Here is a 25430-nt window from a genome sequence, read left to right on the forward strand (position 1 = left end):
ATACCCATCGCCGCTGCCTACGCAATGATATCCGGCAACAGGCGGTCCTCGATCCACTGGATCCGGTCCTTCAGCCGCAGTTTCTGCTGCTTGAAGCGTTTCACGGTCAGGGGATCGCTGGTGCCCTTTTCCTCCAGCGCCCGGATCGCCTCGTCCAGGTCGCGGTGCTGGCGGCGGAACTCTTCCAGTTCCACCCGCAGCACCTCGTCGGACTTCATCGACAGCTCGTTGAACTTGTTCATGGGCGCTCGATTCTCCCGAAACCACCGAAGACCCCGACAATAGCGTCAAAGCTCTCGTGGGCATAGCCCTTGCAGGCCCCGCCCCGCCGCCCCATATTCAGTTCCAAGAGGTCGCCGCGAACGGGGCCTTCACATACGGACTGTCGCTTGACTGGATAAGGACACGCCCATGACAAAGCTATCTATGGGATCGCACCCCTACATGCTCGGCTTCGAGCAACTGGAACGCCTGCTGGAACGCAGCGCCAAGTCGGGGAACGAAGGCTACCCGCCCTTCAATATCGAACAGACCTCCGAGAATTCCTACCGGATCACGCTGGCCGTGGCCGGATTCGCCGATGGGGACCTGTCGATAACGCTGGAAGACAGGCAACTGGTGATCCGTGGCCGCCAGCGGGACGATGCGGACGGCCGTGTCTACCTGCATCGCGGCATCGCCGCCCGCCAGTTCCAGCGCAGCTTCGTGCTGGCCGACGGCGTCGAAGTGGGCGAGGCGATCATGGAAAACGGGCTTCTGCACGTGGACCTCACGCGCGCCGCACCGGAAACGGTGGTTCAGACCATCAAGATAAACAAGGGGTAAACAGTATGGACACGCAATACGAATTCGATCACGAGGCCGAGCGCCCCATCGTCTATGTCCGCCAGGTCAACGCAGATGATCTGCCCGAGGACATGCGCGAACAGGTGGGCGAGCTGGAAACGCTCTATGCCGTGCACAACGAGGAAGGCGAGCGCTTGGCACTTGTCGCCGACCGAAAGATGGCCTTCGTCCTGGCCCGCCAGAACGACCTCGACCCGGTCACCGTGCACTAGCATGCGATTTCGGTTTCGGCCCCCACCCCGGGCCGAAACCCCGCTGGCCAAGCGGCATCTGCGCTGGCATACCGGCTTTCGACGCTCCTCCGACGCGAAAGGCCCGTATCCCAGTGACCCAGATCATCACGTCCCTCTCCGACATCTCCGGCAATTACGACGCGCTTTTCGTCGATCTCTGGGGGTGCGTGCACAACGGCGTCACCGCCTATCCCGAAGCGGTCGAGGCGCTGATGACCTACCGCGCCGATGGCGGCACGGTGGTGCTGGTCACCAATTCTCCCAAGCCCCGCGCCGGAGTCGAGTCCCAGCTTGAAAGCTTCGGTGTCCCCGCCGCCTGCTACGACGCCATCGCCACCTCCGGCGACAGTGCCCGTGCCGCAATGTACCGCGGCGTGGTGGGCAACAAGGTATGGTTCATGGGCGAATGGGAGCGTGACGCAGGTTTTTTCGAGCCGTTGGAGATTATCGACGACCCCGCCGAGATCGAGCGGGTCGACCTCAAGGACGCCGAAGGTATCGTTTGCTGCGGCCCCAACGATCCGATGGCCCTTCCCGACACCAATCGCGCCGATTTCCTCTATGCCAAGCAGAAGGGCCTGAAACTGCTCTGTGCCAACCCCGACATCATCGTCGACCGCGGCGACGTGCGCGAATGGTGCGCGGGTGCGCTCGCACGGCTTTACACCGAGATGGGCGGCGAAAGCCTCTATTTCGGCAAGCCGCATCCACCCATCTATGACCTCGCCCGCCGCCGTCTCTCGGCGCTCGGCCGCGATGTGTCCAGCGACAAGATTCTCGCTATCGGCGACGGCATCGCCACCGACGTGCAGGGCGCGATGGGCGAGGATATCGATTCTCTCTTCATCACGGGCGGCCTCGCGGCCAAGGAAACCAAAACGTCGCACCACCCCGATCCAAAGGCGTTAAACGCCTACCTGCAAACGGAAATGTCGTCTCCGACCTACGCCATCGGCATGCTGCGCTGATAAAATAACCCTTGATTTTCTGCGCCTGCAAAGTAATAAAGTTGCAACCTTGCCCGTGTTAGGGTGTTATTTATTGCGCGCAGAATGGGCGCGCAGGTGGAAATGGAGGGTCTGATGTTGGACAACATGCCGCGCGGAACGATCACGATCGAAGAGATCGAAATGGGAATGACCCGGTCGCTGCGCAAAGTGGTGACCGACGAGGATATCCGCATGTTCGCCGAGGTCTCGACCGATCATAACCCGGTGCACATGGACGACGACTACGCCCGCGACACCATCTTCGAGGGCCGCATCGCCCACGGCATGCTGACCGCCGGATTGATCTCTGCCGTGATCGGCGAACAGCTTCCCGGTCATGGCACCGTCTACATGGGCCAGACCCTGAAATTCCTCGCCCCCGTGCGCCCCGGCGACATGGTCGAGGCTGAGGTGGAGGTGACCGCCATCGACTACGCCAAGCGCCGCGTCACGCTGGAGACCCGTTGCCTCGTCGACGGCAAGAAGGTCCTTGTGGGCGAAGCCACCGTGCTGGCACCGACAGGTAAGTTCGACTGATCGGCGCACGACCGCGCAAGACACTCTTGGCCGCGTCACACGCCCGGAACACGAATCGTGTATGATGCGTTTCGTAAGTGGAGAACCAGAGGGAGGACCCAACCTATGGATGCAATCCAGACAGCCGAATATGCCCGCGCCCTGCTCAGCGCCCATGGCCCCAAGGCCGAGGCCGAGGCCGCACGCAAGATGCGCGAGTCTCAAGATGCCGGGCGCAAGTCCGAGGCCGCCGATTGGGCCGCCATCCGTCAGGCGGTTTCGCAACGGCGCGGCCCCAGCCAGACCTGAGACGCGCACCCAAGGCGATCAGCCCATGTCGGGCTCGGTCGCCTTGAAACTCTCGATCTCCTGCATCGGCGCCCACCACCGTGCCAGCTTGCCGGTGATAATGTTGTCGGCCTCCGGCGTCAGCGATACGTAATGGATCATCGGCGCCAGCATGTAGTCGGCCATCGAAGGCTCCTTGCCGCAGATGAACGGATCGGCCCAGTCCATCAGCAGCGCGTTCAGCGTCTGTGAATCGGCAAGGCTCTTCGACAGGGCATCGTCATTCTTGCCGCCGACAAGCTCGGGAAACAGGTGATAGCCTGCGGCGCTCATCAGGGCGTCATAGCCGTAGCTGCCAAAGACGCTGATCGCCTCGTTCATCTTCGCCCGCGCCCTTGGGTCGTCAGGCACAAGGCTCGGCCCGTTGCCCGTCTCGTCGATATAGCGGCAGATCGCATCGGCCTCGCGCAGGCGCATGTCGTCAATGTCCATCACCGGCACCTTTCCGAACGGATGCCGTTTCAGGTGCTCGGGCTGCTTCGGCTCGCCTTCCAGAACATTGACGTGCACCTGGTCATAGTCGATCTCGTTTTCCATCAGGAACATGCGAACCGTGCGCACATAGGTCGATCCGTCAAATCCGTACAGAACGGGTTTATCGGCCATTCTCTCATCTCCAATCATTGCGTTGCCTACCGCAGAACGCATCAGGACCATTTACGTTTCTTCCAACACGCCATGCGCGGCACCGCCTCTTGATCACCCCTGCGCATATCGCTACCCCTGCGCCATGCGCATCATCCGCGATTACACCTTCATTGATCCCCAGGACCGGGGCGCCTCCGTCGCCATCGGCAACTTCGACGGTGTGCATCTGGGCCACCAGTCGGTGATCGACCTCGCCCGCAAGGGCGACGGCCCCCTGGGCGTGCTCACGTTCGAGCCGCACCCGCGCGAATATTTCGCCCCCGACGCGCCCCCTTTCCGTCTGATGGGCCACGAGGCCCGCGCCAACCGCCTGGCCAAGCTGGGCGTCGAACGGCTCTACGAGCTCAACTTCAACGCCGCCCTCGCCAGCCTCACCCCCGAAGAGTTCGCCCGCAACGTCATCGCCGACGGCCTTGGCCTGACCCACGTGGTCGTCGGCGCCGATTTCTGCTTCGGCAAGGGCCGCGCCGGCAATGCCGACGATCTTCAGCGCTTCGGGCAGGACATGGGCTTCGACGTCACCATCGCCACGCTTCTGGAGGGCGATGACGGCCAGGTCTCCTCCACCGCCATCCGCGACGCGCTTTCCGAGGGCCGTCCCCGCGACGCCGCCGCCATGCTGGGCCACTGGCACCGTATCGACGGGCCTGTGATCGGCGGCGAACAGCGCGGCCGCGACCTGGGCTATCCCACCGCCAACATGTCCATCGAAGGGCTGCACCCGCCCCGCTTCGGCGTCTACGCCGTGCTGGTCGACGTGCTCGACGGCCCTCACCGGGGCCACTACCACGGCGCCGCCTCCCTCGGCGTACGCCCGATGTTCCAGGGCGAGATCCCCAATATCGAGACGTTCCTCTTCGATTTCTCCGGCGACCTCTACGGCGCCGACCTGTCCGTGGCCCTCGTCGAATACCTCCGCCCCGAGGAAACCTTCGACAGCCTAGAGGCCTTCATCGCCCAGATGGACGACGACTGCGACCGCGCCCGCGCGGTGCTGGCCGCCATATGACCGACGCGTCCGACCCCATCGACCGTTCCGGCCTGCGACCGCGCTACTGGGAAACCGTGCCTCTGGACCGCATGACCCAGAAAGAGTGGGAGGCGCTCTGCGACGGCTGCGGCAAGTGCTGCCTCAACAAGCTCGAGGACGAGGACACCGGCGAGGTCGCCCTGACCCGCATCGCCTGCCGCCTTTTCGACGACAGCACCTGCCGCTGCGCCAATTACGAGATCCGGCACCAGTTCGTGCCCGAGTGCATCTCGCTTTCGCCCAGGACCATCGAGAAAAGCCTCTACTGGCTGCCCGAAACCTGCGCCTACAAGCTCCTGTGGAACGGCAAGCCGCTTTACGACTGGCACCCGCTGATCTCCGGCACGCCCGACAGCGTGCACGCCGCAGGCGTCTCCGTGCAGAACGCCACCCTGCCCGAGTTCGAGATCCCCGAAGACGAGTGGGAAGAGCACCTGATAGAGGAACCGCTGGGATGCGACTAGGCTCCGACAACACCGGCCCCGCCCTTCCCCAGGTGATGGAGGCGCTGGCAAAGGCGAATGACGGCCACGCCACCCCTTACGGCGCCGACGCGCTTACGGGTGCCGCCCGCGACAAGGTGCGCGAGGTTTTCGAGGCCCCCGACGCCGCGGTCGAGTTCGTCGCCACCGGCACAGCCGCGAATGTCCTCGCGCTCGCCACCCTGACCCAGCCGTGGCAGACCATCTTCTGCACGCCCCGCGCCCATATTCTAGTCGACGAATGCCACGCGCCCGAGTTCTACACCGGCGGCGCGCGCCTGACCCTCACGGGGCACGAGGACAAGATGACGGCCGATGACCTCGCCGCCGTCCTCGCAACCCTGCCGCGCCGCGACGTCCACACGTCCGAACCCGGCACCGTCGCCCTTACCCAGGTCACCGAGATGGGCCAGCTCTACACACTGGACGAGCTGCGCAGCATCACCGACGTGGCCCATACCCACGGCCTCTCGGTACATCTCGACGGTGCCCGCTTTGCCAATGCCTGCGCCGCCCTCGGCTGCACGCCCGCCCAGATGAGCCATGAGGCCGGGATCGACGCCGTCTCCTTCGGCGCCTCCAAGAACGGCTGTCTGAATGTCGAGGCTGTCGTCCTGTTCGACCCCGCCAAGGCATGGGAACTGGAACGACGCCGCAAACGCGGCGGGCACCTTGTGTCCAAGGGCCGCTTCCTCGCCGCGCAAATGCTGGGATATCTCCAAGACGATGTCTGGCTGCAATCGGCACAGCGCGCCAACGCCAACGCCGCCCGCCTCGTCGCGGGCCTGCGCGCCCTGCCCGATTGCACCTTCACCGCCGAGCCGCAAGCCAACATGATCTTCGCCCGCCTGCCCCGCGCCACACATCAGCGTCTGCATGCGGGCGGCGCCGTCTACGGCCTCTACGAAGGCCCCCTGGAGGATGGCGACCCCGACGAACCGCTCCTGATGCGCTGCGTCTGCGACTGGTCCCTCACCGAGACCCAGATCGACGACTTTCTTGCGCTCGCGAAAGGATGACGCGCGGTTTCAGGCCCACCACCGCGCCACGGCAACGCCCACGGTCGCGGACACCGCAGTAAGCAGCGTACCCCAAGTGAAGTCCGTGGCCACCATACGCCACGTCCAGTCCTTCAGCGTCGACAGGTTGGTGAACTCGTAGGTGCCATAGCCCATCGCCCCGATCAGCGCAGCCGTTGCGAACACCCACAGCAAACTGTGATCATGCTGCATCGCGGGCCAACTGACGAACCACAGCACGCAGAAGACGTAGAAGGCATAGAACGCGACCGCCGGGCCAAGCCGGGGGCTGTCCAGCAGCAGGCCCTTGATATCCTTCTCGAAGGTCGGCTTGATCAGGTAGCTCAGCCCCAGGTAATCCAACCCCAGAAAGACTGCAAAGGTGACGACGTAAAGTATGGCGATGGTCATGCTTGGCCTCCCGACCGGTTGAACGCGGCCCGGACCTGGCCGGTTCCTCCCGCCCGTCAACAGCTAGCGCGAAGTTACGCAAGACCAGCTGTCGGCGTCACACATCGCGCAGGAACCGCAGGATTTCCGCGCTCACCTGCCGGGGATGGCTGATCGGCACCATGTGCCCCGCCCCGGCCATCACCGCCCGTTCCGCGTTGGGCAACCGCGCCGCGAGTCCCTCGTTGATCGCGCCGATGATGTCCGGGGACTCGCTGCCCTCGATCAGCAGCGCGGATTGCGTCACACCCTGCAGGACACCGGGCGCCAGCAGGCCACCCACGTCGTCGTAAAGCGCCGCATGCCCCGCCTCGACCAGCGGCATCTGCGCGGCCAGCCGGTCGCGCTCCTCGGCGCCCAGGCTCTGCCACTCCGCCCCGTTGCCCCAGACTGACAAGAAGGCCCGCGCCGCCGCGTGCCGGTCCCCGGTCGCCATCCCCTCGGCAAACCCGGACATCTGCGCTGCAAAGCCCTCGCGCATCTCCGGATGATCGTCCAACGCCACGGCAAAGAACACCGGCTCGATCAGCACCAGCGACCGCACCAGTTCCGGCCGCATCACCGCCAACCGCAACGCCACCGTCGCACCAAAGGAATGCCCGACGAAATGCGCCGGATCATCCAGCAGATCGGCCGCGATCTCGGCGGTCACTTTCTGGATCTCGCCGCGCCCGTCCCAAGCGCCGCTGCGCCCGTGCCCCGGCATGTCGAACGCTGTGAGCGTCAGCGCCCCCGACAGGTGCCGCGCCAGCCCGCTCCAACTGCCCGAATGCGCCAGCGAGCAATGGATGGCCAGCGCGGCTTCGGGGCCTTGCCCGAATGTCGTCCAATAGGTCGGAAATCCGGCTTTCAACCCGTCAGGCATCGCGCGCCACGGGGGCATCTGCGGGGAAATGCGGCAGGGTGCGTCTCATTTGTCGGGCCTTTCGCGGCATTCGGCACCCTTACCCAATGCATGTCTTTGCCACAGGTGCCACCCATGCTAATCGGTGTCAACGTCACGAATCTGTCAAGATCGACCACCCGGGGACCCTTTCACATGTCAGTCACACACGAGCCGAAGCTCATTTCCGGCAACGCCAACATGCCGCTTGCCAAGGCGGTCGCGCGCCGGATGTCCATGCACCGCGGAGTCAATGTCGGGCTGGTCGACGCCCGCGTCGAGCGCTTCAACGACGGCGAGATCTTCGTCGAGGTGTTCGAGAATGTCCGCGGCGAGGACATGTTCATCATCCAGCCCACCTCGAACCCGGCCAACGACAACCTGATGGAACTGCTCATCATGTCCGACGCGCTGCGCCGCTCCTCGGCCAAGCGCATCACCGCCGTGATCCCCTATTTCGGCTATGCGCGGCAGGACCGCCGCACCAAGGCCCGCACGCCCATCTCGGCCAAGCTGGTGGCCAACATGATCGTCGAGGCGGGCATCGAACGGGTCCTGACGATGGACCTGCACGCGGCCCAGATCCAGGGTTTCTTCGACATTCCCGTCGACAACCTCTATGCCTCACCGGTCTTCGCGCTGGACGTGATGACCCAGTTCCGCGACCACCTCGACGACGTGATGATCGTCTCGCCGGACGTCGGCGGCGTGGCCCGCGCCCGGGAACTGGCCAAGCGGATCAACGCCCCCCTCAGCATCGTCGACAAACGCCGCGAGAAAGCCGGCGAAGTGGCCGAGATGACCGTGATCGGCGATGTCAGCGAAAAGATCTGCGTGATCGTCGACGACATGTGCGACACCGCCGGAACCATGTGCAAGGCGGCACAGATCCTGCTCGACAACGGCGCCAAGGAGGTGCACGCCTACACCACCCACGGCGTACTCTCTGGGCCCGCAGTGGAACGGATCACCAACTCGGTGCTGAAATCCATGGTCATCACCGACACGATCCAGCCCACCGAAGCGGTCAAAAACACCCCCAATATCCGTATCATCCCCACCGCCCCGGTCTTTGCCCAGGCGATCCTGAACATCTGGAACGGCACATCGGTGTCGTCGCTCTTCGAAACCCCGACGCTGGAGCCCATCTACGAAGGACAGTTCGGCACCTGAGCCTGACCCGATCGAGTGGCTGCGCCACGCTCTTTTGTTTGATTGGAGCCAGCCCCAAAGCCCGGGATATTTGTAGCCAGAAGAAGAAACTCCGCCGTGCTGCTTCCTCTGGCGAAAAATATCTCCGCCGGAGGCACAAAGCTCTTCAGTGAAGCTGCCAGTCGTCTTCGTGCGGCACCGCACCGATGGCCATCCACCGGATCCGGGCTCGGGCGACACGCGTATCACCCCATGTGCGGAACACCACCTCGAACCCCGTCGCCACCACCTTCTCGGCGGTGACATCGGCGCGGGCGTTCGTGGCGCTGTCCATGTCCCACATCGATAGGCTGACATGCACGGCGGGCGGTTCCTTGAAGGCGGTGCCGAACGTCACCTTGCGGCGGCGTTCGCGGGCGCCGGTGCCGGTCCACATCTCGCCGCCATCCTCATAGTCGGAAAACAGGACATCATCACCCTGCTCGATCCCGATGGTCTGATTGACAAGATATTTCATTTACCGCCACGCGCCGCCACGCCAATGGTCCTACTATCGCTTTTCGTCGAAATTGAGAACCAAAAAGGAAAAGGGCCCGACATTTGTGGGCCCTTCCCAGAATGCTACCCTGCGCGTCAGCCCCTCAGGGCGCTGGCGCCTTGGACGTGGTGGACAGGCCGATCTGGTCGCCCATCGCCACCATGTCGGCCAGCAGTTTCGCCGCGTCGTCCACCGGCCCGGGCTCGTTGACGAATGTTTCCTGCGCCTTGGCCAGCCGGTCTGTCGCCTCGTCGACCATCTTCTGGAATTCGTCCTGCGTCATGTCCTCGCGCGGCAGGGCGCGTTCCGCCAGCACCGAGATCGAGTCGGCGTTGATCTCGGCAAAGCCTCCGGTGACGACATATTCCTTGTCACCATCCGAGCCGGAGACGCGTACCACGCCCGGTCGAAGGGTCGTGATCAGCGGCGCGTGATCGGCCATGGCCGTCATGTCGCCGTCGGTGCCGGGGATCTGCACCTCGGTCGCCTCGACCGACGCCAGCAGGCGCTCGGGGCTCACAAGGTCGAACTGCACTGTATCAGCCATATTGGCCTCCGTTTCTGTCACGCCAGGTCTCGCCCACCCTTTGGCTCATCCCTTAGGGTGGGTGAAAACCCACGCTTATGCGGCGTCCGCGGCCATTTTCTCGGCCTTGGCTTTCACATCGTCGATGCCGCCCACCATGTAGAATGCGCCTTCGGGCAGGTGGTCGTACTCGCCGGCCACAACCGCCTTGAAGGACGCGATCGTGTCTTCCAGCGGCACCTGGATGCCGTCCGAGCCGGTGAACACCTTGGCCACGTCAAAAGGCTGCGACAGGAAGCGCTGGATCTTCCGGGCGCGCGCCACGGTCAGCTTGTCCTCTTCGCTCAGTTCGTCCATGCCGAGGATCGCGATGATGTCCTGCAGCGACTTGTAGCGTTGCAGGATCCCCTGCACGTCACGCGCCACCTTGTAGTGCTCCTCGCCCACGATCTGCGGGTCCATCAGACGCGAGTTCGAGTCGAGCGGGTCCACAGCCGGGTAGATGCCCAGCTCCGAGATGGCGCGCGACAGAACGGTCGTGGCGTCGAGGTGGGCGAATGTCGTGGCCGGCGCGGGGTCGGTCAGGTCGTCCGCAGGCACGTACACGGCCTGGATCGAGGTGATCGAACCGGCCTTGGTCGACGTGATGCGCTCCTGCATCGCGCCCATGTCCGTGGCCAGCGTCGGCTGGTAACCCACCGCCGAGGGAATACGGCCGAGCAGAGCCGACACCTCGGAACCCGCCTGCGTGAAGCGGAAGATGTTGTCCACGAAGAACAGAACGTCCGTACCCGAGGCATCGCGGAACTGTTCGGCCAGCGTCAGACCGGTCAGCGCCACACGGGCACGCGCGCCCGGCGGTTCGTTCATCTGGCCGTAGACCAGCGCCACCTGGGAGTTCTCCAGGTTCTCGGGGTCGATGACGTTCGACTCGATCATCTCGTGATAGAGATCGTTGCCCTCACGCGTACGCTCGCCCACACCGGCGAAAACCGAGTAACCCGAGTGCACCTTGGCGATGTTGTTGATCAGTTCCATGATCAGAACCGTCTTGCCCACGCCGGCGCCGCCGAACAAGCCGATCTTGCCGCCCTTGGCGTAAGGCGCCAGCAGGTCAACGACCTTGATGCCGGTGACCAAGATTTCCGACTCGGTCGACTGTGCCTCGAACTCGGGCGCGGGCTGGTGGATCGCGCGGGTCTCTTTCGCCTCGATCGGCTTGCCCTCGTCCACCGGCTCGCCGATGACGTTCAGGATGCGGCCCAGTGTGGCGTCGCCCACCGGCACGCTGATCGGGCCGTCGGTGTCGGTCACTTCCTGGCCGCGTACCAGGCCCTCGGTGGAGTCCATGGCGATCGTGCGCACGGTGTTTTCGCCAAGGTGCTGGGCCACTTCGAGGACCAGCCGCTTGCCGTTGTTGTCGGTTTCCAGGGCGTTCAGGATTTCGGGCAGGTGGTCCGTGAACTGCACGTCCACCACGGCGCCGATCACCTGTGTGATTTTGCCTTTTGCTTTGGCCATTGTCGTTTCTCCGGTTGTTCTTAAAGCGCCTCGGCGCCCGAAATGATTTCAATCAGCTCGTTGGTGATCACGGCCTGACGCGAGCGGTTGTACTCGATGGTCAGCTTGTCGATCATCTCGCCCGCGTTGCGCGTCGCGTTGTCCATGGCCGACATCCGAGCGCCCTGTTCACTGGCGCCATTCTCCAGCAGGCCGCTGAAGATGGCCGTGGCCACGCCCCGGGGCAGCAGGTCGCGCAGGATCGCGTCCTCGTCGGGCTCGTAGTCATAGATCGTGCCGGCATCGTCCGACTCTTCAGCCGCCGTTTCGTCGATCTCGAAGGGGATCACCTGCTTCATGGTCGGCTTCTGGCTGACCACGTTCTCGAATTCCGAGAAAAAGATCTTGGCGACGTCGAACTCTTCGTTGTCGAAACGATCCAGCACGTTCTGCGCCACCTTCTGCGCGTCGGCATAGCCCACGTTCTTCACCTCGGACAGATCGACATGGTCGATGAACAGGTCGGAAAAGTCACGCTTCAGCGCGTCCCGGCCCTTTTTGCCGACGGTGATGATCTTCACGGTCTTGCCGTCGGACTTGAGCCTGTTGATCTCGGTCCGCGCCAGCTTGGCGATGTTGGCGTTGAAGCCACCGCAGAGGCCCCGCTCGGCGGTCATCACGACCAGCAGATGCACATCGTCCTTGGCCGTACCGCGCAGCAGGGGCGGTGCGTTCTCGGCATCGCCCGCGGCGGCGGCCAGCTTGGACATCACCGCATTGAACCGCTCGGCATAGGGGCGGGCCATTTCGGCCGCATCCTGGGCCCGCCGCAGTTTCGCGGCGGCCACCATCTGCATGGCCTTGGTGATCTTGCGGGTCGATTTGACCGACTCGATCCTGTTTTTTAGGTCCTTAAGACTCGGCATTGCCTCGTCACCCCCTTATCCGAAGTCGGCTGCGAACTCTTCGATGGCCGACTTGAGCTTGTCTTCGGCGTCGCCCTTGATCTTGGGATCCTCGTTGGTGATCCAGTCCAGAACGTCCTTGCGCTTGGTGCGCATGTGGTTCAGCAGCCCGTCCTCGAACCGGCCAACCTGGTCGACGCTGATCTTGTCGAGATAGCCATTCGTGCCGGCGTAGATCACGCAGACGATCTCGGCGTTGGTCAGGGGCGAGTATTGCGGCTGTTTCATCAACTCGGTCAGACGCTCACCACGGCTCAGCAGGCGCTGGGTCGAGGCATCGAGGTCCGAGCCGAACTGGGCAAAGGCCGCCATTTCGCGGTACTGCGCAAGGCTCAGCTTCACCGGGCCGGCAACCGACTTCATCGCGTTGGTCTGGGCCGAGGAGCCCACGCGGCTGACCGACAGGCCGGTGTTCACGGCCGGGCGGATGCCCTGGTAGAACAGCTCGGTTTCCAGGAAGATCTGGCCGTCGGTAATCGAGATCACGTTGGTCGGGATAAAGGCCGACACGTCGCCGCCTTGCGTTTCGATGATCGGCAGCGCCGTCAGCGAGCCCGAGCCGTTCTCTTCGTTCAGCTTGGCCGACCGCTCCAGCAGACGGGAGTGCAGGTAGAAAACGTCACCCGGGTAGGCTTCGCGGCCCGGCGGGCGGCGCAGAAGCAGCGACATCTGGCGATAGGCCACGGCCTGTTTCGACAGGTCATCGTACACGATCAGCGCGTGACGGCCGTTGTCGCGGAAATGCTCCGCCATGGCGGTCGCCGAATAGGGCGCCAGGAACTGCATCGGCGCGGGGTCCGACGCGGTGGCGGCCACGACGATGGAATATTCCATCGCGCCGGCTTCTTCCAGCTTCTTCACCAGCTGCGCCACGGTAGAGCGCTTCTGCCCCACGGCAACGTAGACGCAGTAGAGCTTCTTGCTCTCGTCGTCGCCGGCGGCGTCGTTATAGGATTTCTGGTTCAGCATCGTGTCCAGAGCCACGGCGGTCTTGCCGGTCTGCCGGTCGCCAATGATCAGCTCCCGCTGGCCACGGCCGATCGGGATCATGGCGTCGACCGATTTCAGACCCGTTGCCATCGGCTCGTGCACCGATTTACGCGGGATGATGCCCGGCGCCTTGACGTCCGCGACGCCACGAGCCGAAGCCTTGATCGGGCCCTTGCCGTCCAGCGGGTTGCCCAGGCCGTCCACGACCCGGCCCAGCAGTTCGTCACCGATGGGCACGTCCACGATGGACTTGGTGCGCTTGACGGTGTCGCCTTCCTTGATGTCCCGGTCCGAGCCGAAGATCACGACGCCGACGTTGTCGGTCTCCAGGTTCAGCGCCATGCCCATGATGCTGCCGGGGAACTCCACCAGTTCACCGGCCTGCACGTTGTCGAGGCCGTGGACGCGGGCAATCCCGTCGCCGACTGACAGCACGCGACCCACCTCGGCAACTTCGGCTTCCTGGCCGAAATTCTTGATCTGGTCCTTAAGGATCGCAGAAATCTCTGCAGCTTGGATACCCATTTATCCGACCTCTTTCATTGCATTCTGTAGGGAATTGAGGCGCGAGCGGATCGACGTGTCGATCATCTTCGAGCCCACCTTTACGACAAGACCGCCAATGAGGCTTTCATCGACGGTCGCATTGATCTTGACGTCTTTTCCGACGGTGCTCTTCAGCGTCTCGGCCAGCTTCTTCGATTGCGCGTCGGTCAGCTTGACGGCGCTGGTCACATCGGCGGTCACTTCGCCCTTGTGATCGGCAATGCGCTCGTTCAGCAGGCGGACCAATTGCGGCAGCACGAACAGGCGGCGCTTTTGCGCCATCAGCGCCAGGCCGTTCTTCAGTTCGGGGACAAGACCCATCTTCTCCGCAATGGCCGTGATGGCACGGCCCTGGTCCTCGCGACTGACGACCGGGCTGCTGATCAGGTCACGCAGATCGGCACTGTCGTTCAGGGCGGCGGAAAGATCGGCAAGGTTCGTTTCAAGCTTGTCCAGCGAGTTTGCGTCTTTGGAAAGCTCGAAAATGGCAGTGGCATAGCGTTCGGCAATGCCGGAGGAGATCGAAGCTGGTTCGGACACGTCCACCCTTCCGATAGTTTGACCCCGGCTCGACAAAAGACGGCGCAAAGGCCGTCTTTACCAGGGTGGTTAGAGACGATGAAACTCGCGAGACATCGATTTTCGTGGGCGGTTTAGCAGACCGTTCCGAACCTCGCAAGCTAGCAGAAAGGAGTTGTATGCCGATGGATACCATTGTTTTTCAAAGGCTTACCCCGGATGCGACCGAATGCGCATTTTTATTGCGACAAAAATCGTAACTTTTCGTCGCTTTTTTGCGATTCCTTCGTGAACGGCGTGCCGAAAACTCCGGCAAGACTGGCCCTCGCAGGGCGCGCGTCGCGTTACCGCTATCACGCGCCAAGCGTGTTCTTCCGGCCTCGAAACACGCCGATTGCACGCCGGCCGGTCTGGTCCTAAGGAGCCTGCGATGACCCGTCCCGCCTCTTCCCTTGTCCGGTACGCCCGCGCCCTGACCCTCCTTCTGGCGGTCGGCATCCTCGTGGTCATGCTCTGGCCGCACGACGCGGCGTCGGTACCGTTCACGCTGATCGACAAGGTGTTGCACTTTCTGGCCTTCGCGGCCCTGATCCTGCCCATGGCCTGCACCGAACCGCGCCGCGCCCTGCGTCTCGCCCCCGCCTGCATCGCCTTCGGCGCGGCGATCGAGATCATCCAGCCCGCCTTCGGGCGCGGCGCCGAGTGGCTGGATCTTCTCGCCGATGCGCTCGGCGTCGGGCTGGGACTTTGCGTAGGAATGCTGGTCCGCGCGGTCTTGCGGCGTAGCTAGACCGGCTTGGCCTGCGGATCCGGCTTTGGCCGCAGAACGCCCAGCGGGCTGCGCACCGTGTCCCGGATGGCCGAGCCGCGATCGGTGGGCGCGTGCACCCGCTTGGTGGCCTGCACGATCAGCACGCCGCCTTTCAGCACCACCGACAGCTTGCCGCCCATATTCTCCCACATGCCCGCCGTCTTGCGCCAGAATTTGCGGTGCGACGGCGGCTGGTAGAGCGCGGTCACGTGCCGCTCGGGCAGAAAATTACGGGTCTTCAGCTGCGACTCCAGCTGGCTCTGGCTGTAGGGGCGCCCGTACCCGAATGGCGTGCGGTCGCTGCGCGACCACAGCCCCGCCCGGTTCGGCACCACAAACAGCGCCGAGCCCCCCGGCCCCAGCACCCGCCAGCACTCCTCCAGCAATTCGCCGGGCCGCTCGCATGTCTCCAGCCCATGCACCAGCATCAGCTTGTCGACACGCCCCGTCTCCAGCGGCCACAGGGTTTCTTCGCACAGAACGCTGATATTGGGTTTGTCCGACGGCCAGCGGATCACCCCCTGCGGCGCCGGCATCAGCGCGATCACCCGGCGGCTGTCCTTCAGGTAGGGCCGAAGGAACGGCACGGCAAAGCCATAGCCCGCCACCGTCTGACCCTTCGCCTCGGGCCAAAGCGCCCTGATCTCGGCGCCCACGGTTTTCTGCACCGCGCGCCCCAGCGGGTTGCGGTAATAGAAATTCCTCAGGTCCTGCACGTCCAGATGCATTGCAGCCCGCGCCTCGATCCGTCACTCTCGGGGCAAACATAACCACGAATTCAAGGATCGACCAATGACATTGCAGATCGAAACCGTCCCGTGCCTTTCGGACAACTACGCCTTTCTCGCCCACGACCCTGAGACCGGCGAGACCGCCGTGGTGGACGTTCCCGAGGCCGCGCCGATCCTCAAGGCTTTGGCAGACAAGGGCTGGAACGCCACGCATGTGCTCATCACCCACCATCACGCCGACCACGTGCAGGGGCTGGATGAGCTTCTGGCCAAGCATGACGCAAAGGTCGTGGGCCACGCCGCCGACGCCTCCCGGCTGCCAAAGCTCGACATCGCGCTTCAGGACGGCGACACCATCAACATCGGCTCGGACACCGGCACCGTCATGGACGTGTCGGGCCACACCATCGGACACATCGCCTTTCACTTTCCGGACAGCAAGGTGGCCTTCACCGCCGACAGCCTGATGGCCCTGGGTTGTGGCCGCGTCTTCGAGGGAACCATGCCCCAGATGTGGCACAGCCTGTCTAAACTCGCCGCCCTGCCGCCCGACACGACCATCTGCTCCGGCCATGAATACACCGCCGCCAACGGGCGTTTTGCGGTCACTATTGATCCCGACAATCCGGCGCTTATATCAAGGGTCAAGGCGGTCGAAGCCGCCCGCGATCAAGGGAAACCGACCGTTCCCTCGACCCTGTCCGAAGAATTGGCCACCAACCCGTTCCTGCGTGCCTCCGATCCCGCCGTGCAGGCGAATCTCGGCATGACGGGCGCCGACGCCGCCGACGTGTTCGCCGAAATCCGCACCCGGAAGGACAATTTCTAGGCACGCCCGGCTGGGCTTGCCAAATTGTCACGGGGACGGCCTGCAAAAGCGGCTTTTGTAAGATCGGACAGGGAAAAGTGAACGGGTTTTGGAAAAAAGTCCTTGAAGGCTGGCCTGTATCGACCAAACTTTAATCATATAAGGCGAAGGTCGCGGGACCGGCCCTAGCCCAAGCAGAGGGAGCACACCGTGCCGTCATTCTCTAACACGCTGGAACAGGCAATCCACGCTGCACTGGCCCTGGCCAATGCGCGCCAACACGAATTCGCCACGCTGGAACATCTCCTGCTGGCCCTGATCGATGAACCCGACGCCGCCCGCGTGATGAAGGCATGCAGCGTCGAAACCGAAGACCTGCGCACCACGCTGGTGGAATTCATCGACGATGACCTGTCCAATCTCGTCACCGACATCGAAGGCTCCGAGGCGGTGCCCACCGCCGCCTTCCAGCGCGTGATCCAGCGCGCCGCCATCCACGTGCAGTCGTCTGGCCGCACCGAGGTGACGGGCGCCAACGTCCTCGTCGCCATCTTCGCCGAGCGCGAGTCGAACGCCGCCTACTTCCTGCAGGAGCAGGACATGACCCGTTACGACGCGGTCAACTTCATCGCCCATGGCGTGGCCAAGGACCCGGCCTTTGGCGAATCCCGGCCCGTGCAGGGTGTGGGCGAAGAAGAGGCCGAACAGACCAAGTCCTCGTCCGAGGGCGAGCAGGTTGAGAACGGCGAATCCGCCCTGGCCAAGTACTGCGTCGACCTCAACGAGAAATCCCGGCGGGGCGACGTCGATCCCCTGATCGGTCGCGACAGCGAGGTCGAGCGCTGCATCCAGGTGCTCTGCCGCCGGCGCAAGAACAACCCGCTCCTGGTGGGCGATCCCGGCGTCGGCAAGACCGCCATCGCCGAAGGCCTCGCGCACAAGATCGTGGGCGGGCAGACGCCCAAGGTCCTGTCGAAAACGACCATTTTCTCGCTCGACATGGGCGCGCTGCTGGCCGGCACGCGCTATCGCGGCGATTTCGAGGAACGGCTCAAGGCCGTCGTGACCGAGCTCGAGGAGCATCCCGACGCGGTGCTCTTCATCGACGAGATTCACACCGTCATCGGCGCCGGCGCCACTTCGGGCGGCGCGATGGACGCCTCCAACCTGCTGAAGCCCGCGCTTCAGGGCGGCAAGCTGCGCTGCATGGGCTCCACCACGTTCAAGGAGTTCCGCCAGCATTTCGAAAAGGACCGCGCCCTTTCCCGCCGGTTCCAGAAAATCGACGTGGTCGAGCCCACGGTCGATGACGCGATCAAGATCCTCAAGGGCCTCAAGCCCTATTTCGAGGAGCATCACAGCGTGAAATACACCGCCGAGGCCATACGTACTGCGGTGGACCTTTCGGCGCGCTACATCAACGACCGCAAGCTGCCCGACAAGGCCATCGACGTGATCGACGAGGCCGGCGCCGCACAGCATCTCGTCGCCGCCTCCAAGCGGCGCAAGTCCATCGGTCCCAAGGAGATCGAGAATGTCGTGGCCAAGATCGCCCGCATTCCTCCGAAAAACGTCTCCAAGGACGATGCCGAGGTGCTCAAGGATCTCGAAGGCTCGCTCAAGCGCGTCGTCTTCGGCCAGGACACCGCGATCGAGGCGCTGTCGGCAGCGATCAAGCTGGCGCGCGCCGGCCTGCGCGAACCCGAAAAGCCCATCGGCAACTACCTCTTCGCCGGCCCCACCGGCGTCGGCAAGACCGAGGTGGCGAAACAGCTTGCCGATACGCTGGGCGTGGAACTGCTGCGCTTCGACATGTCCGAGTACATGGAGAAACACGCGGTCTCGCGCCTGATCGGTGCGCCTCCGGGCTATGTCGGCTTCGACCAGGGCGGCCTGCTGACCGACGGCGTCGATCAGCATCCGCATTGCGTCCTGCTGCTCGACGAGATCGAAAAGGCGCATCCGGACGTGTTCAACATCCTGTTGCAGGTGATGGACCACGGCAACCTGACCGACCATAACGGCCGCACTGTGAACTTCCGCAACGTGGTCCTGATCATGACCTCGAACGCCGGCGCCACCGAGCTTGCCAAGGCCGCCATCGGCTTTGGCCGCGACCGCCGCGAGGGCGAGGACACAGCCGCCATTGAACGCACCTTCACGCCGGAATTCCGCAACCGGCTGGATGCGGTCATCTCCTTCGGCCCGCTGCCGAAAGAGGTCATCCTGCAAGTGGTCGAGAAGTTCGTGCTGCAACTCGAAGCGCAGCTGATGGACCGCAACGTGACCATCGAGCTGACCAAGCCCGCCGCCGAATGGTTGGCCGACAGGGGCTACGACGACAAGATGGGCGCGCGCCCCCTGGGCCGCGTGATCCAGGAACACATCAAGAAGCCGCTGGCCGAAGAATTGCTCTTTGGCAAGCTCGCCAAGGGCGGCGTCGTCAAGGTCGGGGTCAAGGACGGCCAGATCGATTTGCGCATCGAGGGCCCGGAACATCCGCGCCTGTCGGGAAAAAAGCCGCCTCTTCTCACGGCAGAGTGACAGGGGCGCAGACTTTGCGGTAAGCTATGACACGGGCGGCATCTCATGCCGCCCGTTTTAGCGTCCGCCCCCAGCTTTCGAGGTTTCCCCTTGCCAACCGTCGATCATGCCGCACTGACCGCCGCCCTCATTCTGCTGGCCGCTCCCGCCTTGGCAGAGCCGCCGACCCTCGCGCTGCCCATCGACTGCGCCCTGGGCCAAACCTGCTATATCGAGGATTACGTCGACCTTGACCCCGGCCAGGGACAATTCGATTTCATGTGCGGCCTCAAAAGCCGAGATGACCATCGCGGCACCGACTTTCACCTGATGTCATTCGAGGCGATGGAGACGGGCGTGAACGTGCTCGCCGCCGCGCCTGGCCGCGTCGCGGCCTCCCGCGACGGGATGGAGGACATCGCATTCACCCCGGAAACCAGCGACCGTGTAGCAGGGCAGGAATGCGGAAACGGCGCGCGCATCGACCATGGCGATGGCTGGCAGACCCTCTATTGCCACCTCAAGAAAGGCTCGATCGTCGTACAGGAAGGCCAACAGGTCGAGACCGGAACGCCCCTGGGCGAGATCGGTCTCAGTGGCATGACCAACGCACCGCATCTGCACCTGACCGTTCTGAAGGATGGCGAGGTCATCGATCCCTTCCTGCCCGAGGCCGAACCCGGCACCTGCGGCACCGCCACCGGCCCGGGACTGTGGGAAACCGCCCTGCCCTATCACCGCGCGGGCCTCTTCACCGCAGCCTTTTCCACCGCCGTACCCGAGTTCGACGCCGTGAAATCCGGCGATGCCCGCGTGACCGAGACCACCTTCGACACGCCTTTGGTGCTCTACGGTTACGTCTTCTATGCCCAGCCCGGCGACACCATGCGCATCACCGCCTCGGGCCCCGAGGGCGAGATCTTCTATCATTCCGAGACGCTCGAGGCGCCGCAGGCGCAGCTCTTCCGCGCCTATGGCCGCCGTGCGCCCGAAGGCGGCTGGCCCCCCGGCGCCTATCGCGGCTACGTGACTTTGGAACGGGACGGCCAGGTGCTGGCCAACCGCCACGCCGACATCATAGTGCTGGCAGAATAGCGAGACGCCCCAAAGGCAGCCGGTCGGCAGCAACGCCGCCACGCCCGCCGGGTATCGCGCACCCGCCCGCCTATTTCTCCGTCAGCTTCAGCTCGATGCGCCGGTTCTGCGCTCGCGCCTCGGGCGTGTCGGCGGGATTGATCGGCTGGTACTGCCCGAACCCATTGGCCGACAACCGTTCCGGCGGCAGACCAAGGAAATCGACAAGATAACGCACCACGGACAGGGCCCGCTGCTGGCTTAGCTCCCAGTTATCCTCGAACTGCGCCCCCGCGCGCACCGGCACGTTGTCGGTATGCCCGTCCACCTGGATCACCCAGTCGATATCCTCGGGAATATTCTCGGCCACCGTGCGCAGGATGTCGGCCACCTTGGCCAGTTCTCCTTCGCCCGCGTCCGACAGACGCGCTTCACCTTGCGCGAACAGCACCTCGGACGAGAACACGAAGCGGTCGCCCACGATCCGAACGCCTTCCTGCTCTTCAAGCAACTGTCGCAACCGGCCAAAGAACTCCGACCGGAACTTCTCCAGATCCGCACGCTCCGCTTCCAGCCGCTTGCGCTCGGCTTCCTCCAGCTCGCGCCGTCGCCGTTCCTCGGCCGCCACCCGCGCCAGCGCGGTGTTCAGCTCGTTGCCCAGCGATTGCAGCTGCACCTCCGTCGCCGCCTCGCGGGCCTTGGCATCGTCCAGAAGCGCCTGCAACTGCCCCAGCTGTTCGCGCAGCGCCCGCACCTGCTGGTTCAAGAGCGCCTCCTCCTGCTGCGCCTCGTCCGCCAGCGCGCGCTGCCGGTCCAGCTCGGCCTGCACCTGCCCCAGCATCGCCGCGCGCTGCTCGGCTTCCGTCAGCCGCGCCTCGGCCTCCTCTTCGGCGGCCAGCTTTGCGGCCAGGGCGGCGGCCAGCTGTGCGCGCACATCCTCCGCCGACATGGCCTCGGCCGTGGCCGCTTCGTTCGCCGCCATCAACGACGCGATCCGCTTGTCCCGGGCCTGCACATCCGCCTCAAGCGCCTCGATCTGCCGCCGCAAATCCGCGATCAGGTCGGCATTCTCGACCGCCTCGTTCTCGGCGGCGGTCTTCGCGGCCAGCGCCTCGGCCAGCCGTTCCTCCAGGCTCGCCGCCGTTTCCGCCACCTGCCCGCTGTCTTCCTGCAATGCGGCCAGTTCCGCCTCGGTCTCGCTCAGGCGAACCTGCAATTCTTCCGCCCGCACCGCCTCGGTCTCCACGTCGGCCAGCGCCTGCGCCAGTTCCGCCTCCAGCGCGCTCAGCTCCGAGCGGCGCACCTCGCGCCCGCTCTCGGCCTCTTCCAGCGCCGCCTCGGCCTCCTGCTGCGCCATCAGCGCCGCCGCCAGCCGCACGTCGAGGTCCTCCTGGGCGTCCTCCGCCGCGGCCAGCATGGCCAGCGTCTCCTCGGCGCGCCGGCGCTGTTCCTCCAGCGCCAGCGTCATCGCGGTCAGTTCCGCATCGGCATCTTCCAACCGGTCGCGCAGCGCCTCCGCTGCCGCCGCCTCGGCCAGCCGCGCCTTCTCCTCGTCCGACAATTGCGCCTGCAAATCCTCGACCTGAGCCGTCAGTTCCGCCTGCGCCGCCGCGTCCTCCTCGGCCTCGCTGCGCAGATCGGCAATCATCGCCTCCAGCGCATCGGCCTGCGCCGCCGCCAGCCGCGCCGCTTCTTCCTGTGCATCGATCTCGTCGCGCAGCCCCGCCAGCGCCAGTTGCAACCGCTCCTGCTCGCTCAGCAGTTCCTCGCGCTGGCCTTCGAGGTCGGCAATCGTCCCAAGATTCTCGTCGCGCTGCGCCAGCAGCCCCGCCACCTGCTCCTCGAAACTGGCGATCCGCGCCTCCGCCTCGGCGATCTGAGTTTCCTGCGCCGCGATCAGCGCCGCCTGCTGCTCCTGCCGCTCGCGCGCATCGCCCAGCGTCGCGGTCAGCGCGCCCACCCGTTCGGTCAACGTGGCGTTGCGGTCCTGTTCCAGCCCCAGCGCCCGGCTCAATGCGGCCACCTCGTTCGACAACTCGTCCAGCCGGCTTTCCTGTCCGCTGATCGTCTCGCGCAGCACGAACTGCACCACCATGAAGATGGTCAGCACGAACATCAGCACCAAGAGAAGGCCCGTCATCGCATCCACGAACCCAGGCCAGATCGAGGCCTGGAACCGTGCGCCGGTGCGCCGTGACAGGGCCATCGCCTAGCTCCCCTGCTCCCGCTCGGGCCGGCGCAACGCCCGCAGCGAGGTATCGCCCCGCCCGTGGCTGGACGCCAGCTGCCCGATCGCCCGCGACAGCGCGTTCAGATCGGTGCGCAGCTCGCTCATGCTTTCCTGCCGCCCGGCGCTGATCTCCTCCAGGATGCGCAGCATCTGCACGTCGATCGACCGCAGCCGCATCCTGCTTTCCGCGTCGATCCCGCCACTCTCGCCCTCGTGGCTCGCCATCTGCCGGATCAGCTCTTCCTGCCCGTCCGCCACGCGCGTCAGCGCGTCGTGCAAGGGCGCGGTGTCGGTCAGCCGCTCGGTCAGCTTTTCCATCGAGTCGGCCAGCAGGCCCAGCTTTTCGTCCACCATCGCGCGGCTCACATCGGATTGCGTCAGCATCAGCTGCAGGCTCTCCATCTGCTCGCCCATGTGGTCGACGACGCTCGCCATAACCCCGGCCTCGCTGCCGGTCTCTCCGTCGCCCGAGGCAAGACCCACGCGCGTGATCGTCGACATCCACTCTTCCAGCTCGCGGTAGAACCGGTTCTGCCCGTGTCCCGCGAACAGCTCCAAAAGGCCCACCACCAGCGACCCGGCCAGGCCCAGAAGCGAGCTGGCAAAGGCCACGCCCATCCCGCCCAGCTGGGATTCCAGCCCGGTCATCAGGCGGTTGAATACGTCCACGCCTTCCTCGCCCTCCTGCGGGGCCAGGCTGCGGATCGTGTCCACCACCGCCGGCACCGTCGTGGCCAGGCCATAGAACGTCCCCAGAAGTCCTAGGAAAATCAACATGCTGGTGATATAGCGCGTGATTTCCCGCGCCTCGTCGATCCGCTGGGCCACCGAGTCCAGGATCGACCGGGCCGAGCCCGAGGCGATCTTCATCCGCTTGCCGCGCTGTTTCAGCAAGGTCGCCAAAGGCGCCAGCAGTTGCGGCGCCTTGATCTCTTCGCTGCCAGGGCGTTCACCCACGAACCCCTCGATCCAGCGCACCGAGCCGATCAGCTGGTACATCTGCCAGAAACAGGCCACCACGCCGATGACAAAGACGAACAGGATGAACCCGTTCAGGTACGGGTTCGCCTGGAACACCGGCAACACCCGCGGCAGCGCAAAGAACGCGCCTAGCCCCGTCAGGGCCAGCACGATCAGCATTAGCGTGATCTGCCTTACGGGGTGTGAAAAGTTCGGCTCGACCTCACGGTCCGGCTGGTCCATCTGGACGGCTCCCGGCGCGGTTATTGTTTGGCGACACCCTACGCGTTAACCACTGTGAAGCCAAGGTTTTAAAGCATTTCCGCCGCGTCCGCCCCGTGCGCCCGCTCAAATCCCGATCCCCTTCACCCGACGCACCAGCCAGTCCAGTTCGGGGTCGTGAATCCCAAGCTCCTCCAGGTGCGCGACGGTCTGGAAAAGATATTCGTGGTTAGGCCCCCGGCCGCCGTGCGCGCGCGCGATGATCCGCGCCTGTTCCTCCAGGTCCAGCCCGCCGCAATACTGCACGTGATCGGCGTCGATCACATAGGTCAGCGCCCGCACCTGCCGCCCGTCGCGCAGCATGATGTCCAGCTCTTTTTCCAGATAGGCCGCCGACACCAGTTCCCGCTCGCGCAGGTAGGCCAGCACCTTGTCCTCCTCGTCCTCGTGCACCGCCAGCGCCACGCCCCGGCACAGCGCATCGGGGCTTTCGTCCAGCGCCAGCACAAGGCCGGGGTTCTCCTCGGTTCCGCGATGATGGATCGAGCGCATGCAGAAACTGCGGTGATAGCCCGGCAAGGCCGCCAGCACCCGCTGAACGGGGGTAAAGCCGGGGTTCCAAACCAGCGACCCATAGCCGAACACCCACATCGTCATTTTTCGCTCCTTGCGCTTTCCCCTGCCCCCTAATCACTTTAGATACCACTCGGCAAGGGCTCGAAAGAAGGCGGGTAGGCAGATGCGCGGCATGTTGATCCTGATCGTGGTGGCGGCCCTGGCGTGGTCCGTCTACTGGGCCGTGGGCTCCACCGGCGCCACCAAGGCGTTCGAGGCGTGGTTCGAGGGCCGCCGCGCCGATGGCTGGGTCGCGGATTATTCCGACCTGTCGACACAGGGCTTTCCCAACCGCTTCGACACCACCTTCACCGACGTCAGCCTCGCCGACCCCGACACCGGCCTGGCGTGGGAAGCGCCGTTCTTCCAGGTCTTCGCGCTCAGCTACAAGCCCAATCACATCATCGCCGTCTGGCCAGACGTGCAGCTTATCGCCACGCCCCAGGCCAAGTACGATGTCACCAGTACCGACATGCGCGCCAGCCTCGTCACCCGCGCCGCGCCCGGCCTGCCGCTCGAGCGCCTGACCCTCACCGCCGAGGATCTCGCGGTCCAGCCCATCACCACCGTACAGCCGACCACCGCCGACAGCCTGCGGCTCGCCGCCGAACGCACCACCGCCTCCGACAGCAGCTATCGCCTCGGCCTCACCGCCGACGGCTTCGCGCCCGCCCTCGACTGGCGGGTCAAGGTCGATCCCGGCGATACCCTGCCCGACACGCTCGAGGCGTTGTCTCTGGACATGACCGTGGATTTCGACAAGCCCTGGGACCTCTCGGCGATCGAAGAGGCCCGTCCCCAGCCCCGCCGCATCGACCTCAAGCTGGCCGAGGCCCGCTGGGGCCGGCTGGAACTGCAGGCCGCGGGCGAGGTCACGGTCGACGCGGCCGGCATCCCCACCGGTGAGATCACCGTCAAGGCCCGCAACTGGCGCGACATCCTGCGCCTCGCCGTGGACAGCGGCGCGCTGCCGCAGGGCCTTGCCAGCACGCTCGAAGATGGATTGGCGCTGGTGTCGCAGATGGCCGGCAATTCCAGGACGCTCGACATTCCGCTGGGTCTGCGCGACGGCCGGGTGCTCTTGGGTCCCGTTCCGCTCGGCCCGGCCCCCGTCCTGCGCCTCCGCTAGGCTTCAAGGTTTGTTACAAGACTCCGGAGCCCGACAGTCCGGAGCCCCGAAAACACCCTTGGGGATGTCCGGGAAATGCTCACAAGGGCCCGCCGTCGCCGGGGTGCCGCGAACCCGTTCAGGCACATCATCTCGACCGTGCAAGGA

The 25430-nt window shown here is 64.7% G+C and carries 28 protein-coding genes; 14 read left to right on the forward strand and 14 right to left on the reverse strand.

The features are described from left to right. Positions 1 to 17 precede the first annotated feature (17 nt). Entirely contained in the window at positions 18 to 242 is a 225-nt protein-coding gene (locus RBB31_RS05205; RefSeq protein WP_152491240.1) for a YdcH family protein, read from the reverse strand. Positions 243 to 411: 169 nt separating this feature from the next. Here RBB31_RS05205 and RBB31_RS05210 point away from each other — a divergent pair, with 169 nt between their 5' ends. The 5 genes from RBB31_RS05210 to RBB31_RS05230 all read left to right on the forward strand — a co-directional run bounded on the left by RBB31_RS05210 (position 412) and on the right by RBB31_RS05230 (position 2893). Continuing rightward, positions 412 to 825, forward strand: a complete 414-nt coding sequence (locus tag RBB31_RS05210) for an Hsp20 family protein (protein ID WP_306128201.1) — start codon at positions 412 to 414, stop codon at positions 823 to 825. Positions 826 to 830: 5 nt separating this feature from the next. Further along, positions 831 to 1058: a DUF1150 family protein gene (locus RBB31_RS05215; RefSeq protein WP_306128202.1), complete on the forward strand. Its 228-nt coding sequence runs from the start codon at positions 831 to 833 to the stop codon at positions 1056 to 1058. Between the two features lie 113 nt (positions 1059 to 1171). Next, positions 1172 to 2047, forward strand: coding sequence for a TIGR01459 family HAD-type hydrolase (locus tag RBB31_RS05220; RefSeq protein WP_306128203.1), 876 nt, complete (start codon positions 1172 to 1174; stop codon positions 2045 to 2047). 114 nt (positions 2048 to 2161) lie between these two features. Further along, complete coding sequence (locus RBB31_RS05225; RefSeq protein ID WP_306128204.1) at positions 2162 to 2605, forward strand: MaoC family dehydratase; 444 nt, start codon at positions 2162 to 2164, stop codon at positions 2603 to 2605. 105 nt (positions 2606 to 2710) lie between these two features. Beyond that, entirely contained in the window at positions 2711 to 2893 is a 183-nt protein-coding gene (locus tag RBB31_RS05230) for a hypothetical protein (RefSeq protein ID WP_306128205.1), read from the forward strand. 18 nt (positions 2894 to 2911) lie between these two features. Here the strand turns inward: RBB31_RS05230 and RBB31_RS05235 are convergent, their stop codons facing one another. After that, a complete protein-coding gene (locus tag RBB31_RS05235) occupies positions 2912 to 3538 on the reverse strand; it encodes a glutathione S-transferase family protein (protein WP_306128206.1) in 627 nt (208 codons plus the stop codon). Between the two features lie 124 nt (positions 3539 to 3662). Here RBB31_RS05235 and RBB31_RS05240 point away from each other — a divergent pair, with 124 nt between their 5' ends. Genes RBB31_RS05240 through RBB31_RS05250 form a run of 3 tightly spaced genes read left to right on the forward strand, consistent with a single transcriptional unit; the run spans position 3663 to position 6111 of the window. Then, complete coding sequence (locus tag RBB31_RS05240) at positions 3663 to 4589, forward strand: bifunctional riboflavin kinase/FAD synthetase (protein WP_306128207.1); 927 nt, start codon at positions 3663 to 3665, stop codon at positions 4587 to 4589. Further along, entirely contained in the window at positions 4586 to 5074 is a 489-nt protein-coding gene (locus tag RBB31_RS05245) for a YcgN family cysteine cluster protein (RefSeq protein WP_306128208.1), read from the forward strand. Before RBB31_RS05240 ends, RBB31_RS05245 begins: the two co-directional genes overlap by 4 nt. Next, positions 5065 to 6111, forward strand: coding sequence for a low specificity L-threonine aldolase (locus tag RBB31_RS05250; RefSeq protein ID WP_306128209.1), 1047 nt, complete (start codon positions 5065 to 5067; stop codon positions 6109 to 6111). Before RBB31_RS05245 ends, RBB31_RS05250 begins: the two co-directional genes overlap by 10 nt. Before the next feature lie 9 nt (positions 6112 to 6120). Here the strand turns inward: RBB31_RS05250 and RBB31_RS05255 are convergent, their stop codons facing one another. Together RBB31_RS05255 and RBB31_RS05260 are read right to left on the reverse strand one after the other, a co-directional pair. Continuing rightward, positions 6121 to 6522 (reverse strand): DUF2177 family protein, encoded by a 402-nt coding sequence (locus RBB31_RS05255; RefSeq protein WP_306128210.1) that lies wholly within the window; start codon positions 6520 to 6522, stop codon positions 6121 to 6123. 97 nt (positions 6523 to 6619) lie between these two features. Beyond that, positions 6620 to 7444 (reverse strand): alpha/beta fold hydrolase, encoded by an 825-nt coding sequence (locus tag RBB31_RS05260; protein ID WP_306128211.1) that lies wholly within the window; start codon positions 7442 to 7444, stop codon positions 6620 to 6622. Positions 7445 to 7600: 156 nt separating this feature from the next. Here RBB31_RS05260 and RBB31_RS05265 point away from each other — a divergent pair, with 156 nt between their 5' ends. Next, positions 7601 to 8617: a ribose-phosphate pyrophosphokinase gene (locus tag RBB31_RS05265; protein ID WP_306128212.1), complete on the forward strand. Its 1017-nt coding sequence runs from the start codon at positions 7601 to 7603 to the stop codon at positions 8615 to 8617. Between the two features lie 145 nt (positions 8618 to 8762). Here the strand turns inward: RBB31_RS05265 and RBB31_RS05270 are convergent, their stop codons facing one another. From RBB31_RS05270 to RBB31_RS05295, 6 genes are all read right to left on the reverse strand, one after another. Then, complete coding sequence (locus tag RBB31_RS05270; RefSeq protein ID WP_306128213.1) at positions 8763 to 9113, reverse strand: H-type lectin domain-containing protein; 351 nt, start codon at positions 9111 to 9113, stop codon at positions 8763 to 8765. A gap of 124 nt (positions 9114 to 9237) precedes the next feature. Beyond that, positions 9238 to 9681, reverse strand: coding sequence for a F0F1 ATP synthase subunit epsilon (locus RBB31_RS05275; RefSeq protein ID WP_306128214.1), 444 nt, complete (start codon positions 9679 to 9681; stop codon positions 9238 to 9240). Positions 9682 to 9756: 75 nt separating this feature from the next. Beyond that, on the reverse strand, positions 9757 to 11181 hold the full coding sequence (atpD, locus tag RBB31_RS05280; RefSeq protein WP_306128215.1) for a F0F1 ATP synthase subunit beta: 1425 nt from the start codon (positions 11179 to 11181) through the stop codon (positions 9757 to 9759). A 20-nt stretch (positions 11182 to 11201) separates the two neighbouring features. Beyond that, complete coding sequence (locus tag RBB31_RS05285; RefSeq protein ID WP_306128216.1) at positions 11202 to 12086, reverse strand: F0F1 ATP synthase subunit gamma; 885 nt, start codon at positions 12084 to 12086, stop codon at positions 11202 to 11204. 15 nt (positions 12087 to 12101) lie between these two features. Beyond that, positions 12102 to 13640 (reverse strand): F0F1 ATP synthase subunit alpha, encoded by a 1539-nt coding sequence (gene atpA, locus RBB31_RS05290; protein ID WP_306128217.1) that lies wholly within the window; start codon positions 13638 to 13640, stop codon positions 12102 to 12104. After that, positions 13641 to 14207, reverse strand: coding sequence for a F0F1 ATP synthase subunit delta (locus RBB31_RS05295; RefSeq protein WP_306128218.1), 567 nt, complete (start codon positions 14205 to 14207; stop codon positions 13641 to 13643). Between the two features lie 403 nt (positions 14208 to 14610). Here RBB31_RS05295 and RBB31_RS05300 point away from each other — a divergent pair, with 403 nt between their 5' ends. Next, positions 14611 to 14970 (forward strand): VanZ family protein, encoded by a 360-nt coding sequence (locus RBB31_RS05300; RefSeq protein WP_306128219.1) that lies wholly within the window; start codon positions 14611 to 14613, stop codon positions 14968 to 14970. Here RBB31_RS05300 and RBB31_RS05305 read toward each other — a convergent pair. Further along, positions 14967 to 15719 (reverse strand): class I SAM-dependent methyltransferase, encoded by a 753-nt coding sequence (locus RBB31_RS05305; RefSeq protein WP_306128220.1) that lies wholly within the window; start codon positions 15717 to 15719, stop codon positions 14967 to 14969. The genes RBB31_RS05300 and RBB31_RS05305 overlap by 4 nt on opposite strands. 64 nt (positions 15720 to 15783) lie before the next feature. Here RBB31_RS05305 and gloB point away from each other — a divergent pair, with 64 nt between their 5' ends. From gloB to RBB31_RS05320, 3 genes are all read left to right on the forward strand, one after another. Continuing rightward, positions 15784 to 16551 (forward strand): hydroxyacylglutathione hydrolase, encoded by a 768-nt coding sequence (gene gloB / locus RBB31_RS05310; protein WP_306128221.1) that lies wholly within the window; start codon positions 15784 to 15786, stop codon positions 16549 to 16551. 189 nt (positions 16552 to 16740) lie between these two features. Beyond that, positions 16741 to 19074 carry an ATP-dependent Clp protease ATP-binding subunit ClpA gene (clpA, locus tag RBB31_RS05315; RefSeq protein ID WP_306128222.1) on the forward strand — a complete coding sequence of 778 codons (2334 nt, stop codon included), beginning with the start codon at positions 16741 to 16743 and terminating at the stop codon, positions 19072 to 19074. A gap of 90 nt (positions 19075 to 19164) precedes the next feature. Beyond that, complete coding sequence (locus RBB31_RS05320; RefSeq protein ID WP_306128223.1) at positions 19165 to 20148, forward strand: M23 family metallopeptidase; 984 nt, start codon at positions 19165 to 19167, stop codon at positions 20146 to 20148. 70 nt (positions 20149 to 20218) lie between these two features. Here the strand turns inward: RBB31_RS05320 and RBB31_RS05325 are convergent, their stop codons facing one another. The 3 genes from RBB31_RS05325 to RBB31_RS05335 form a co-directional block, all read right to left on the reverse strand. Next, positions 20219 to 22333 carry a peptidoglycan -binding protein gene (locus RBB31_RS05325; RefSeq protein WP_306128224.1) on the reverse strand — a complete coding sequence of 705 codons (2115 nt, stop codon included), beginning with the start codon at positions 22331 to 22333 and terminating at the stop codon, positions 20219 to 20221. Between the two features lie 3 nt (positions 22334 to 22336). Beyond that, on the reverse strand, positions 22337 to 23560 hold the full coding sequence (locus RBB31_RS05330; RefSeq protein WP_306128225.1) for a biopolymer transporter ExbB: 1224 nt from the start codon (positions 23558 to 23560) through the stop codon (positions 22337 to 22339). Positions 23561 to 23665: 105 nt separating this feature from the next. After that, positions 23666 to 24196, reverse strand: coding sequence for a gamma-glutamylcyclotransferase (locus RBB31_RS05335; protein WP_306128226.1), 531 nt, complete (start codon positions 24194 to 24196; stop codon positions 23666 to 23668). 82 nt (positions 24197 to 24278) lie between these two features. On the opposite strand from RBB31_RS05335, the gene RBB31_RS05340 reads away from it, so the two are divergent. After that, positions 24279 to 25283, forward strand: coding sequence for a DUF2125 domain-containing protein (locus RBB31_RS05340; protein ID WP_306128227.1), 1005 nt, complete (start codon positions 24279 to 24281; stop codon positions 25281 to 25283). Positions 25284 to 25430: the final 147 nt, after the last annotated feature.

Origin of the sequence: Roseovarius sp. MMSF_3350, from assembly GCF_030733425.1 — a bacterium.
GTDB lineage: Bacteria > Pseudomonadota > Alphaproteobacteria > Rhodobacterales > Rhodobacteraceae > Roseovarius.